This is a genomic window from Streptomyces abyssalis (assembly GCF_001751365.1).
Taxonomy (GTDB): Bacteria; Actinomycetota; Actinomycetes; order Streptomycetales; family Streptomycetaceae; genus Streptomyces; species Streptomyces abyssalis.
The window spans coordinates 1004351-1017287 of the sequence record NZ_LJGT01000040.1 but is presented as its reverse complement, the minus strand read 5'-3'; the positions used below and the strand labels follow the sequence as shown (position 1 = coordinate 1017287).

General features: G+C 72.0%; 13 protein-coding genes. 6 read left to right on the top strand and 7 right to left on the bottom strand.

Annotated features, from left to right (window positions below):
* Nucleotides 1-205 precede the first annotated feature (205 nt).
* A complete protein-coding gene (locus AN215_RS19245; RefSeq protein ID WP_070011950.1) occupies nt 206-1645 on the top strand; it encodes a cysteine desulfurase/sulfurtransferase TusA family protein in 1440 nt (479 codons plus the stop codon).
* A gap of 113 nt (nt 1646-1758) precedes the next feature.
* Here AN215_RS19245 and AN215_RS19240 read toward each other — a convergent pair whose 3' ends face one another.
* Nucleotides 1759-2733, bottom strand: coding sequence for a carbohydrate kinase family protein (locus tag AN215_RS19240; RefSeq protein WP_070011949.1), 975 nt, complete (start codon nt 2731-2733; stop codon nt 1759-1761).
* A gap of 138 nt (nt 2734-2871) precedes the next feature.
* Here AN215_RS19240 and AN215_RS19235 point away from each other — a divergent pair, with 138 nt between their 5' ends.
* Both AN215_RS19235 and AN215_RS19230 read left to right on the top strand, forming a co-directional pair.
* Nucleotides 2872-3147 carry a hypothetical protein gene (locus AN215_RS19235; protein WP_107374397.1) on the top strand — a complete coding sequence of 92 codons (276 nt, stop codon included), beginning with the start codon at nt 2872-2874 and terminating at the stop codon, nt 3145-3147.
* A gap of 208 nt (nt 3148-3355) precedes the next feature.
* Nucleotides 3356-5002, top strand: coding sequence for a hypothetical protein (locus AN215_RS19230; protein WP_139140763.1), 1647 nt, complete (start codon nt 3356-3358; stop codon nt 5000-5002).
* Between the two features lie 164 nt (nt 5003-5166).
* On the opposite strand, the gene AN215_RS19225 is transcribed toward AN215_RS19230, so the two are convergent.
* Nucleotides 5167-5520: a HesB/IscA family protein gene (locus AN215_RS19225; RefSeq protein ID WP_070011947.1), complete on the bottom strand. Its 354-nt coding sequence runs from the start codon at nt 5518-5520 to the stop codon at nt 5167-5169.
* 252 nt (nt 5521-5772) lie between these two features.
* Between AN215_RS19225 and nadA the strand changes: the two genes are divergently transcribed.
* On the top strand, nt 5773-6960 hold the full coding sequence (nadA, locus tag AN215_RS19220) for a quinolinate synthase NadA (protein ID WP_107374428.1): 1188 nt from the start codon (nt 5773-5775) through the stop codon (nt 6958-6960).
* A gap of 36 nt (nt 6961-6996) precedes the next feature.
* Here nadA and AN215_RS19215 read toward each other — a convergent pair whose 3' ends face one another.
* The 4 genes from AN215_RS19215 to AN215_RS19200 form a co-directional block, all read right to left on the bottom strand.
* Nucleotides 6997-7704 (bottom strand): response regulator, encoded by a 708-nt coding sequence (locus tag AN215_RS19215; RefSeq protein ID WP_070011945.1) that lies wholly within the window; start codon nt 7702-7704, stop codon nt 6997-6999.
* The gene (locus AN215_RS28775) at nt 7701-9311 is read right to left on the bottom strand and encodes a sensor histidine kinase (RefSeq protein WP_107374396.1); all 1611 of its coding nucleotides are present in this window, start codon (nt 9309-9311) and stop codon (nt 7701-7703) included. The genes AN215_RS19215 and AN215_RS28775 overlap by 4 nt, the downstream gene beginning before the upstream one ends.
* A gap of 165 nt (nt 9312-9476) precedes the next feature.
* Nucleotides 9477-9755, bottom strand: a complete 279-nt coding sequence (gene pspAA, locus AN215_RS19205; protein WP_070012109.1) for a PspA-associated protein PspAA — start codon at nt 9753-9755, stop codon at nt 9477-9479.
* Between the two features lie 111 nt (nt 9756-9866).
* A complete protein-coding gene (locus tag AN215_RS19200; RefSeq protein WP_079123192.1) occupies nt 9867-10763 on the bottom strand; it encodes a PspA/IM30 family protein in 897 nt (298 codons plus the stop codon).
* Nucleotides 10764-11025: 262 nt separating this feature from the next.
* Here AN215_RS19200 and AN215_RS30455 point away from each other — a divergent pair, with 262 nt between their 5' ends.
* Together AN215_RS30455 and AN215_RS19190 are read left to right on the top strand one after the other, a co-directional pair.
* Complete coding sequence (locus AN215_RS30455; protein WP_079123191.1) at nt 11026-11625, top strand: DUF3043 domain-containing protein; 600 nt, start codon at nt 11026-11028, stop codon at nt 11623-11625.
* 123 nt (nt 11626-11748) lie between these two features.
* The gene (locus AN215_RS19190; RefSeq protein ID WP_245694551.1) at nt 11749-12474 is read left to right on the top strand and encodes a class I SAM-dependent methyltransferase; all 726 of its coding nucleotides are present in this window, start codon (nt 11749-11751) and stop codon (nt 12472-12474) included.
* A gap of 198 nt (nt 12475-12672) precedes the next feature.
* Here the strand turns inward: AN215_RS19190 and AN215_RS19185 are convergent, their stop codons facing one another.
* Nucleotides 12673-12900 carry a hypothetical protein gene (locus AN215_RS19185; RefSeq protein WP_070011942.1) on the bottom strand — a complete coding sequence of 76 codons (228 nt, stop codon included), beginning with the start codon at nt 12898-12900 and terminating at the stop codon, nt 12673-12675.
* Between the last annotated feature and the right edge of the window lie 37 nt (nt 12901-12937).

Below are 12937 nucleotides of genomic sequence, written 5' to 3'. Positions count from 1 at the left end.
GCCGTCTTGCAGGTCGGGCGCGGGTCCTGGCGCGGGCAGGGGTTTGGATGTTTATGCGGGGCAAACCTTACTGGACCGTTCTCGGGGCCTCGCGGGGAGGGTCCCCAACGCGCCGCACCCCCTTCAACAGGCGGTCTGCGGCGGTCCGTCGGGCATCACGGGACACCCGCGGGCCGGTACGTCCGCGGCGCGCTAGCGTTCCTGTGTGCCCTACTTCGACGCCGCGTCCTCCGTGCCTCTGCATCCCGTCGCCCGCGAGGCGCTCGTCGCCGCGCTTGACGAGGGCTGGGCGGATCCGGCGCGTCTGCACAGCGAAGGACGGCGGGCGCGGATGCTGCTGGACGCCGCACGCGAGACGGCCGCCGAGGCGGTGGGGTGCCGCCCCGACGAGCTGGTTTTCACCCCATCGGGTGCCCGTGCCCTGCACACCGGGATCGCGGGTGCGCTGGCGGGGCGTCGCCGTACGGGCCGGCGGCTGGTCGTCTCCGCCGTCGAGCACTCCGCGGTGCTGCACGCGGCGGCCGCTCACGAGGCCGCGGGCGGTGCCGTGGCCGAGGTGCCCGTCAGCCGTACGGGCCGGGTGGCGGCGGCGGACTTCGGCGCCGCGCTCGGCGAGGACACCGCGCTGGCCTGCCTGCAGTCCGCCAACCACGAGGTGGGCACCGAACAGCCCGTGACCGAGGTGGCCGAGGCGTGCGCCGACGCGGGTGTGCCGCTCCTGGTCGACGCGGCGCAGTCGCTGGCCTGGGGCCCGACCGGCGGCAGTTGGTCGCTGCTCGCGGGCAGCGCGCACAAGTGGGGCGGCCCGCCCGGCGTGGGGCTGCTGGCCGTCCGCAAGGGTGTGCGCTTCGCGGCGCCACCGCCGGTGGACGAGCGGGAGGCGGGGCGTGCCGCAGGCTTCGAGAACATTCCGGCGATCGTGGCCGCTGCCGCCTCGCTGCGTGCCGTACGTGCCGGGGCCGAGGCCGCGGCCGCCCGGCTGCGCCGCCTGACCGACCTGGTGCGGTCGCGCGTGCCGGAGCTGGTGCCGGACGTCGAGGTCGTCGGCGATCCGGTTCGGCGCCTGCCGAACCTGGTGACCTTCTCCTGCCTGTACGTCGACGGCGAGGCGCTGCTGCACGCGCTGGACCGGCAGGGCTTCTCGGTCTCCTCGGGATCGTCCTGCACGTCGAGCACGCTGACCCCGAGCCATGTGCTGCGAGCGATGGGGGTGCTGTCCGAGGGCAACATCCGGCTGTCGCTCTCTCCTTCTGCCGGGGCGTCGGCGGAGGAGGACGTGGAGCGCTTCCTGGACGTGCTCGCGGAGACGGTGCGCGAGGTGCGCGGGCAGCTCGGCGCGGCCGGCGGCGCGACCGGCGGCGCGACCGGCGGCGCGGCGGCGGAGCCGCGAAGGGAACAGGACGACCAGGAGGAGCCAGCGTCGGCAGGTTCTCCGGCCGTGACGGTGGACGCGCTCGGTTCGCTGTGCCCGCTTCCGGTGATCGAGCTGGCGAAGGCGATCGGCGACGTGCCCGTGGGCGGCGTGATCACGGTCCTCGCGGACGACGAGGCCGCACGCGTGGACATCCCGGCCTGGTGCGGGATGCGCGGCCAGGAGTATCTCGGCGCCGACGGCACGGAGTTCAGGGTGCGCCGGCTCAACTGACCCTGTGCGGCGCCCCGTAGGGACGCTCACGAATCCGGAACCGGGAATCCGGAACCCGGAGATCCCGAGCCCGGACCGTACGGGAACCCGGAGGTCCGGTGTGTGTCAGCGCGTCAGTTGAGGTGCGCGGCGACCTCGGCGGCCGCCTCCTCGCCGTACTGCTTCGTGAAGCGCTCCATGAAGTGGGCCCGCTTGAGCTCGTACTCCTGCGTGCCCACCGTCTCGATGACGAGAGTGGCCACCATGCAGCCCACCTGGGCGGCGCGCTCCATGCTCACACCCCAGGCGAGGCCGGAGAGGAAGCCCGCGCGGAAGGCGTCGCCGACGCCCGTGGGGTCGGCCTTGGCCTTCTCCTTGGGCACACCGACCACGATGGGCTCCTCGCCCTCGCGTTCGATGCGGACGCCCTTCGCGCCCAGCGTGACGACCCGGGTGGCGACCTTGGCGAGTATCTCCTTGTCGCTCCAGCCGGTCTTGGTCTCGATGAGCTCCTTCTCGTACTCGTTCGAGAAGAGGAAAGTGGCGCCCTCCACGAGGGCGCGGATGTCCTCGCCGCCCATGCGCGCGATCTGCTGCGAGAAGTCCGCCGCGAAGGGGATGTTCCGCTTGCGGCACTCCTCGGTGTGCCGGGTCATCGCCTCGGGGTCGTCGGCGCTGATGCAGACGAGGTCGAGGCCGCCGACGCGGTCCGCGACGGTCTGCAGCTCGATCTGGCGGGCCTCGCTCATCGCGCCCGTGTAGAAGGAGCCGATCTGGTTGTGGGCCTCGTCGGTGGTGCAGGTGAAGCGGGCGGTGTGCCGCAGCTCGGAGATGTGGACGGACTCGGTGTCCACCCCGTGCCTGTCGAGCCAGGCGCGGTACTCCTCGAAATCCTCGCCCGCGGCGCCGACCAGGATCGGGTTCGCTCCGAGCTGCCCCATGCCGAAGGCGATGTTGGCACCCACGCCGCCCCGCCTGATCTCGAGCGAGTCGACGAGGAAGGAGAGCGAGACGGTGTGCAACTGGTCGGCGACGAACTGGTCGGCGAACCGGCCAGGAAACGTCATCAGGTGGTCGTTCGCGATGGAGCCGGTGACTGCGATACGCACGGCGAAAACTGCTCCTGTCGGAGGACGCTGTCGGATGGCACCATCACGCTACCTGCTCCTCCCCCGTAACCGAACAGGACGTAACTACCAGATAGTAGGGCCTTCCAGACGCCTCACCTGCTGCGTAGCGTCGGCCGCATGCCCGATCCGACGCGGCGCTCGGCCGCGGACCCCGAGTCGATGGACCAGCTGCTTGGTGACTGTGCGCACATGGCGCGGCACTGGACGGTGCCCGCGTGCGACCCCGCGCTCGACCTGCACTCCCCCTGGGCGCCGCGGCCCGGACGCCACCCGCAGGACGGTCCCGGCGGCACGGCCGTCGCCCCGGCCTCGTACGAGGCACTGCGCGGAGTAAGGGTCCCGGCGGCCTCGGCGCGGATCCTGGAGGGCATGTCCGAGTACGGGGTCTGGTGACCGTACGGACGAGGGCGCCGGCGCCGGCGGGCTCCGCCGCGCGTGCCTTCGGGCCTCCGGCCGCACGGGCCGCCGCGCTTCGCTGAGACCTTCCGGGGAGTTTCCGGGAACCTTCCGGGCCCCGGCTCCGTCACATGGGTGTCCATCGCGGTTCTCGCGCAGGCAGGTGCGGGAGAAGGCGCGATGAGCGGAGCCGAAGGAGCATGCCGTGAGCACCGAACCGTCCCCCGCTTCCGGCGCGGATACCTCTTCCGCCCTGGGGGCACCGCCCGGGCCGCAGGGCCCAGGGGGAGAGCGGGCCGTCCGGCAGCGGCGGCACCGGCTGTCTGTGATCACGGTGGCCACGGCCGTACTGGTGGCCGGCGGCGGCGGTGCCTGGTGGGCCTCGACCGCCGGAGGGGAACGCTCCGCGGGAACGGGCAGCGGCAGCGCGTCCGAGCCGCCCAGGCTCGCGCTGGACGGCCTCGTCTCCGCCGAGCAGAGCGGTGAGGACGGACGCGAGGGGCCGGGGATCGCACCGGGCGAACCGCATCCGCAGGTCTACCGCGCCAACGGCGAGCTGCCGGGCGGACCGGACGCCGCGGCCGTCTACCGGAATCCGGCCTCCGTCGAGCGGGGCTCCGTCTCCGCGCTCGCCGGGGCGCTCGGGGTGAACGGGAAGCCGGAGAAGAAGGCCGGCCGCTGGGTCGTCGGCGAGGACGAGAAGTCCCCGGGCGGCACGGCCCTGACCGTGAACGACGACCGGATGGCAGGCAACTGGACGTACCGGTCCGGGGACTGGCCCGCGATGCGCTGCGGCAAGCCGCCGGTGAGCGCCGGCCTCGTGCCGCCCGAGGGCGGCGGCGCCCCGGATTCCTGCTCCGCGATGCCGGGGTCCGGCGAGGGCGACCCGATCTCGGAGGACAAGGCGAAGAGCGCCGTACGGCCTGTCCTGAAGACGCTGGAACTCGAAGGCGCCGAGCTGGATGCGGGCGTGACAGCGGGCGCGCTGCGCATGGTGACCGCCACCCCGAAGGTCGGCGGCATGAAGGCGCAGGACTGGAACAGCACCTTCACTGTGAACAAGGACGGCAAGGTCGTACGAGGCCACGGCAATCTCGGCGAGCTCAGGAAGGGCGCCTCCTACCCGGTGATGTCGGCGGAGAAGACGCTGAAGCACCTCAACAAGCAGGGCTCGGCGGGGTCCGGCGCCGGTGCGAGCACCGTTCGTGAACCGTGGGCCCACGACGGGAAGGCCGAGCCCGGCAAGAAGACGGCGAAGCCCGAGTCCACGGAGCCCGAGCCGGGGAAGGTCCGGCCGCGCAAGGCGCTGAAGGTGACCGGCGCCGAGTTCGGGCTGGTCACGCGCTACACGGTCGGCAAGCCCGTGCTCGTACCGTCGTGGATCTACGAAGTGCGGCTGGACGGCGGCCACACGGCGAGCGTGGCTCACCCCGCGGTGGAGCCCCGGTACCTCAAGCCGGCGCGGCCCGCGCAACCGGGCTCCGGTGGTGCGCCGGGTTCGGGCTCCGGTTCCGGATCGGCACCGGAGCCGGGGCCGGATTCGGGACCGGGAGCGGGTTCCGGCCAGGCCGGGGAACCGGGGTCGCCGCCCGCACAGGCCGTCAACTCCTACGAGGCGGACGGCCGCAAGGTGAAGCTGACCTTCTGGGGCGGCGTCTGCAGCGGCTACGAGGCGGTCGCAGAGGAGTCCGGGAAGACGGTGAAGGTGACCGTGCGTCAGAAGGAGAAGGACAGCAAGAAGGTGTGCGTGAAGATGGCCAAGCTCCAGAGCGTCGAGGTCGAGCTGGACAAGGCGCTCGGCGACCGCGAGGTCGTCGACGCGACCGACGGAGAGGGCCTTCCGCGCAAGTGAACCGGCGAACGTTGGGTAGACATAGCGACATACCGACGGCCGTCGGGATCTGAGGACCGCAGAGCACGGGGGCGGGAACGACGAAGGCGGCGGACCCCTGGTGGGGGGAGTCCGCCGCCTTCGTCCTGTTCAGATGTGCGGCCGCGCCCGTCGGCGGCGCCTTCTCAGTTGAAGGAGTCGCCGCAGGCGCAGGAACCGGTCGCGTTCGGGTTGTCGATCGTGAAGCCCTGCTTCTCGATGGTGTCGACGAAGTCGATGGAGGCGCCGCCCAGGTACGGGGCGCTCATCCGGTCGGTGACGACCTTCACACCGTCGAAGTCCTTGACCACGTCGCCGTCGAGCGACCGCTCGTCGAAGAAGAGCTGGTACCGCAGGCCGGAACAGCCACCGGGCTGGACGGCGACCCGGAGCGCCAGGTCGTCACGGCCCTCCTGCTCGAGCAGGTTCTTGACCTTCGCCGCGGCGGCGTCGGACAGGATGATGCCCTCGCTCACAGCGGTGTCGTCCGATACGGACATCTGCTTCTCTCCCGGGTTGTTCGGACTGCTCTACCGTCGAATGCAACCGACGGCGTCCCGGATTCATTCCAGGGGGACACGTTCCTTTGTACGTCGTTCTCCTCCCTCATGCTCGCACACGCCGGGAGCGGCCGGGAATGCGTCACATCGACGCGAACCCCATCGTCAAAGTGACATGAAGCGGCTATGATTAATAGCGTCAATTAGACGAAAAGCCGCTTGCGGCGATGGAGAAAAGGGAGGGTGGGTGCCGTGACCGCCCCACTGGACGTACAGCCGACTCCGCTTGCGCTGCTGCTCCTCGGCCGCGAGTCCGATCCGAAGAGCGAGCGTGGCGTCGACTGCCCCGGGGACCTGCCCGCTCCCTCGGACCCCGGTCTGGTCGAACGTGCGCGTGCGGCCAAGGAGAAGCTCGGCGAGCGCGTCTTCGTGCTCGGCCATCACTACCAGCGTGACGAGGTGATCGAGTTCGCCGACGTCACAGGGGACTCCTTCAAGCTGGCACGGGACGCGGCGGCCCGGCCCGGCGCGGAGTACATAGTCTTCTGCGGCGTGCACTTCATGGCCGAGTCGGCCGACATCCTCACCTCCGCCCGGCAGAAGGTCGTCCTCCCCGACCTCGCAGCGGGCTGCTCCATGGCGGACATGGCCACCGCCGAGCAGGTCGCCGAGTGCTGGGACGTGCTCACCGAGGCCGGGGTGGCGGACGTGACGGTGCCCGTCTCGTACATGAACTCCTCGGCCGACATCAAGGCGTTCACCGGCAGGCACGGCGGCACGATCTGCACGTCGTCCAACGCGCGGCGCGCCCTGGAGTGGGCCTTCGGGGAAGACGACCCACGGCAGAGCCGGCGGAAGGTGCTCTTCCTGCCGGACCAGCACCTCGGACGCAACACCGCCGTACGGGAACTGGGGATGTCGCTGGAGGACTGCGTCGTCTACAACCCGCACAAGCCGGACGGCGGGCTGACGGCGCAGCAGCTGCGCGACGCGAAGATGATCCTCTGGCGGGGGCACTGCTCGGTGCACGGGCGCTTCTCGCCGGACTCGGTGCGGGACGTGCGCGAGCGCATCCCGGACGTCAACGTCCTGGTGCACCCGGAGTGCAAGCACGAAGTCGTGTCGGCGGCCGACCAGGTCGGCTCGACGGAACACATCATCAAGGCGCTGGAGGCCGCGCCATCCGGTTCGAAGTGGGCCGTCGGCACCGAACTCAACCTGGTGCGGCGGCTGGCCGCCCGCCACGCCCCCGACAAGGAAGTCGTCTTCCTCGACCGTACGGTCTGCTTCTGCTCGACGATGAACCGCATCGATCTGCCGCATCTGGTCTGGGCGTTGGAGTCGCTGGCGGACGGCAAGGTCGTCAACAGGATCGAAGTCGACGCGGAGACCGAGAAGTTCGCGAAACTCGCCCTGGAGCAGATGCTGGCGCTGCCGTAACCGGCGGCGGGGGCCGGGGCGGCCGGCCGCGCCGGATCAGTGCGTGCCGGGCCGCACGAGGCCGTTCTCGTACGCGGCGACCACGAGCTGCGCCCGGTCCCGCGCCCCCAGCTTCGACATGGTGCGGTTGACGTGCGTCTTGACCGTGAGCGGGCTGACGGCGAGCCGCTGCGCGATCTCGTCGTTGTTGAGGCCGCCCCCGATCAGCGTCAGGACCTCGCGCTCCCGGCCGGTGAGCACGTCGACCGGGCGCTGCTCCTGCGTCCCGTCCGCGCTCGCCTCTTCCTCGGTGTCCATCGTCGCGTACGGGCCTCCCTGCGCCAGGAAGGAGGCGATCAGGCCCTTGGTGGCCGCCGGGGAGAGCAGGGCGTCGCCCTTCGCGGCCGTACGGATCGCGGCGAGCAGCTCCTCCGGTTCCGCGCCCTTGCCGAGGAAGCCGGAGGCGCCGGCGCGGAGCGCCTGCACGACGTAGTCGTCCACCTCGAACGTGGTGAGGATGACGACCCGCACCTCTGCCAGGGCCGGGTCGGCGCTGATGGCACGGGTTGCGGCGAGACCGTCGGTGCCCGGCATCCGGATGTCCATGAGCACCACGTCGGCACCCGACTCTCGCACCGCTTCCACGGCTTGGGCTCCGTCGGAGGCCTCGGCGACGACCTCCATGTCCGGCTCGGAGTCGACCAGCACCCTGAACGCGCTGCGCAGCAGTGTCTGGTCGTCCGCCAGCACCACGCGGATCGTCATGCGGAGGCGCCTTCCTCGGCTCGGGGCTCCCGGTCGCGGCTGCGTGGCTGCACCGGCAGCCGTACGTGGACGCGGAAACCGCCGTCCGGCAGCGGCCCCGTCTCACACTCTCCGTGCAGCGCCGCCGCACGCTCCCGCATTCCCATCAGGCCGTGGCCGCCGCCCGGCTCGGATACGTCGTCCGTACGAGCGTCGTCGGCGGCTGAGGACCCTCCTCGTGCCGTCCCGGTGGTCTCCGCAGACCCGGTCGCCCCGGCCGCGCCGGGCGGCGGTCCTGCCGCACCGTCCGGGGAGGCTCCCTCCCGGCCGGCGCCCGCGTGGCCGGTGCGGCTGTCCTCGCCGCCGCCCTGGCCGTCGCCCTGGCCGTCGTCGGTCACGGTGATCTCCAGGGCGCCGGGCCGGTTGACGATCCGCACCTCGGCACGGGCCCCGGTGCCGACGTGCTTCTGCACGTTCGTCAGGGCCTCCTGCACGACCCGGTAGGCGGTGAGATCCACGGCGGACGGCAGTCCCGCTGCCGCCGCGGCTCCGACGGAAGCCTCGCCTCCGGCGCCCTCCCCCGCGGGCGCCCGTTCGGCTTCCGGCGCGGGACGCAGTTCCGGTTCCGGCTCCGGCGGCCGTACCGCATCCGGTGACCGCTCCTGCTCGCGTTCCCGCTCCGGCTCCCCCTCCGGCTCCGCGGTGACGTCCACCGAGACCACGAGCCCGGCCCTGGTGAAGCCGTCGACCAGTTCGTCCAGGACGCCGAGCCCCGGCGCCGGCTCCGTGGGCGCCGTGCTCTCCCCGGACTGCCGCAGCAGCCCGACGGTGGCCTGCAGCTCGTTCAGCGCGTGCCGGCTCGCCTCCCGTACGTGTGCCAGCGCCTCCTTGGCCTGGTCCGGCCGCTGGTCCATGACGTGCGAGGCGACACCGGCCTGGACGTTGACGAGCGCGATGTGATGGGCGACGACGTCGTGCAGCTCGCGGGCGATGCGCATGCGCTCCTCCGCGACGCGCCGTCTGGCCTCCTCCTCGCGTGTGCGCTCGGCCCGCTCGGCCCGCTCCCGTATGGCGTCGACGAAGGCGCGCCGGCTGCGCACGGCCTCCCCGGCCGCGGCGGCCAGCCCCGTCCAGGCGAAGGTCGCGAGATTGTCCTGCGCATACCAAGGCCGGCTGCCCAGCAGCATTCCCGCGGCGGTGAGCACCCCCACCGTGACGGCGCCGACGCGGACGCTGGTGACGCGGTCGGTGCGGTTGGAGACCGTGTACAGCGCGATGATCGCGGCGATCACGATGGGTGCCCGGTGCCCCTCTTCGGGAGTGCCGCCACCGGGATCGATGACGTGGCCGGCCACCGTGACGAGGCTGGTTATGCACAGCACCGGCATCGGAGCCCGGCGGCGCAGCACCAGCACCGCGCACGCCAGCGCCGCGGACACGACCGTCTGCGGCGGCACCTCGCGCCTGCCGAAGTGGGGGCGGACCTCCTCGCCGGAGGACTCGGCGGCCGCGCCCAGCAGGATCGCGAGGAAGGCGCCCAGCGCGATCAGCGCGTCGACGGCGTAGGGATGCGCGCGCATCCACTGCCGCACATCGGTCAGGGCGCCTGCTGCGGGCTTCGCCGTCATATCGGGCACGTCTGCTGCGTCAGGCTCGTCGGGTTGTGCATCGGACCATGGGGCGGGCTTGCTGTGTACTGCCAGGGCTTGCGCTCGCCGGTGCGTGCCGGGCGGTGCCGGCCGTGAGGACCGTGCGAGCCGTGAAGGCCGCACGGGCGGCCCTCACGGAAGGACTCAGTTCGGGATGAGGCCGTCGTCGGTGAGCATCTCGCGTACCTCTTCGAGGGTGGCGTCCGGGGCCGGAAGGATCAGCTCCGACGGCTCCAGGGCGTCGTCGGGAAGCGACGAGCCCATCGTCCGTACGGCGTTGAGGAGCGCCGTCAGCGTGCGGCGGAAGCCCTCCTCGTCTCCGGTCTCCATCTCGGAGAGCAGCTCGTCGTCCAGCTTGTTCAGCTCGGCGAAGTGGCTGTCGTCCAGCTTCACCTGGCCTTCCCCCATGATCCGTACGATCATGTCGCTCTCCTTCTGGCGCGGGGCCGTCAGCTGCTGCTTCTCGGTGTCGCTGCCCGTGGGAGCCGGGGAGCCCGTGCCGCGCACGGCGCTCCCCCGCGCTGAGTACGGCCGCTACTTCTCGAACTTCGGGGTGTCCTGGGACTGCTGCTGCTCCTGGCCCTGGCCCTGGGCCTGCCCGGTGCCGCTGCCGCCCTCAATGGCCTGCTGTCCGCCGCTCTCCGAGCCGCCGGCCAGCTCGGCCTTCATCCGCTGCAGCTCCAGCTCGACGTCCGAGCCGCCGGAGAGCCTGTCCAGCTCGGCGGTGATGTCGTCCTTCGAGGTGCCGGACACGTCGTCGAGCGCGCCGGAGGCGAGGAGCTCGTCGATGGCCCCGGAGCGGGCCTGCAGCTCCGCGGTCTTGTCCTCCGCACGCTGGACCGCCATGCCGACGTCGCCCATCTCCTCGGAGATGCCGGAGAAGGCCTCCCCGATGCGCGTCTGGGCCTGGGCGGCGGTGTAGGTGGCCTTGATCGTCTCCTTCTTCGTACGGAAGGCGTCCACCTTCGCCTGCAGCCGCTGGGAGGCGAGAGTCAGCTTCTCCTCCTCGCCCTGCAGCGTCTGGTGCTGCGACTCCAGGTCGGTGACCTGCTGCTGGAGCGCGGCACGGCGGGAGAGCGCCTCGCGGGCGAGGTCCTCGCGGCCGAGCGCGAGAGCCTTCTTGCCCTGCTCCTCCAGCTTGGAGGACTGGCCCTGGAGCTGGCTCATCTGCAGTTCGAGGCGCTTCCGGGACGTCGCCACGTCGGCGACGCCGCGGCGCACCTTCTGCAGCAGCTCCAGCTGCTTCTGGTACGAGTAATCGAGCGTCTCGCGCGGGTCCTCGGCCCGGTCCAGGGCCTTGTTGGCCTTCGCGCGGAAAATCATCCCCATACGCTTCATGACACCGCTCATGGGCCTCGCGCGCCCCCTTCGTAACGGACTGAGCCTCAGCAGCACACCTTCAAGACCCAAGACTACGGGCCCTGGTTCCATTACCGCACTGTTCGGCCGCGGATGCGCTCCTCCTGAAGGACGATCGGGCCGCGGGGCCTCCGGCGCAGGGAGTAGGGCGGGGCCCGTTCCGGCTGCCGCAACCGGGGCGATACGGGCCGTCACGGACGGTTCGGGGCTTCAGGGGGTCCGGCCCGCGGCCGCGGGGGCGGCGGGCTTGCCGGGCCGCACCGCTGACGGTGTTGCGAGATCGTTCCCGGCAAGGGCCTGGGGGCACCTCGCACGGCACCGTAGTCTTGGGAGCGTGTTCCGAAGCCGTTCGAAGGACGGGCAGGCCGCTCCCACCACCCAGGTGACCGCCGCCGAGCCCCAGCAGACCCGTGATCCCGAGGCCCCCAAGGGCCGGCCGACGCCCAAGCGCAGCGAGGCGCAGTCTCAGCGCCGCACGCTCGCGAAGGCCCCGGCCAGCCGCAAGGAGGCCGCCAAGCGGCAGCGCGAGGCGCGCCGCAGCGACATGGCGCGGCAGCGTCAGGCCCTGGCGGGCGGGGACGAGCGTTACCTGCCCGCGCGCGACAAGGGCCCCGTGCGGCGCTTCGCCCGCGACTACGTGGACTCGCGCTGGTCGGTCGCCGAGTTCTTCCTGCCGCTCGCGGTGATCATCCTGGTGCTGAGCATGATGCCCTCGCTGCAGCTGAAGAACATCTCGCTGCTGCTCTGGCTCTTCGTGATCGTGATGATCGTCCTCGACTCGATCGGGCTCGGCTTCCGGCTCAAGAGGGACCTCCGGGAGCGCTATCCCGACGAGCCCAAGCGCGGCGCCGTCGCCTACGCCCTGATGCGTACGCTCCAGCTGCGACGGATGCGCCTGCCCAAGCCGCAGGTCGCACGCGGCGAGAAGCCCTGAACGGGCGGCAGGGTCCCCGGTCGCGGCAGGACCTGCGGAGCCGGTCCGTACCCCTCGCACATCCCGGCGTCACGCCCGCGCAGGCACTCGCCCGCGGCGTCGTGACCGCGCCCTGGACGTGCCGTGGACCTGAGTGACCCCGGACAGCTCGGGCAGAGGATTCTCGCCCGTCAGCTGGACGAGCAGATATCGGCCGGTTTCGAGGTGGGGCGCAGGCTGCGCGTGCTCGACGTCGGCCTCGGGCGCGGCGTACAGGCCCTGCGGCTGGCGCGTGCCGGCCACCGGGTGACCGGCCTGCAGTCCGACCCCGACCTGCGCGAGCTCTTCGAGAAGGACCTCGCCGAGGAGCCCGAGGGCATACGTGAGCGCGTGCGCCTCGTCGCGGGCGGCAGCGAGGACACCGGCGCCCACTTCCTGCCCGGCACCTTCGACGTCGTGCTCTGCCACGACGGACTGATCCAGGCGCGCGACCCGGGCATCACCCTCGCGGGTCTCGCGCGGGTCCTGGACGCGGGAGGCCTGCTGTCGCTGCTGATACGGAACGACGCCGCGCTGGCCATGCACCCGGGGCGCTCCGGCGACTGGGACGCGGCACTGGCCGCCCTCGACTTCCCGGAAAGGACCGGGAGCGCCCTGCGCCTGGAGACGCTGACCAGGGGGCTCGCCGGAATCGGCACACCGCTGCGGCAGTGGTACGGGGTGGGGATATTCGGCAGCGACGACTGCCCCGCCGAGGAGGAGAAGGCGGACCGGATGCTCGCCGCGGAGGAGCGTGCGGGGCGCAGCGACCCGTACCGCTCGGTGGCGGCGATGCTGCACGTCTGCGGGGCACGGGGCGGCGCCGGCTGAGTCCGGCGCGGGCCGGGGAGCGTGAGCCGGCCGACGGCTGACCGCTGCCGCGGGACGCGGGACGCGGTCCGGCTGATGCCGTCGCGGGCCGCGCGTCGCTCCGGGAGCGCCGCCCGGCGCGGATGCAGACACACGACGGCGCCCTCCGACGGAGCCGGGGGCCTCGCCGGAGGGCGCCGTCGGGGCGCGAGTCCGCGGCTACACGTTCTCGCCCTCGTAGCCGTCCTGGGCGTGCAGGCTCATCGGGCCGTAGACCTTGCTGCCGTCGTCCAGCAGCGTCACCTGGTCGGTGCCGCCTTCGAGCAGCTCCTTCCACACCTCGCCGATCCAGGACTCGGCGTCGCCCTGGGTGGGGAACTCCTCGGGCGCTACGGCAGGTTCGGTCTCCGATCCGTCGGCCTTCTCGAACCGCCACGTCCACGCCATGTGTGCCTCCAGAGATCGACTGTTGCTGCCCGCAGAC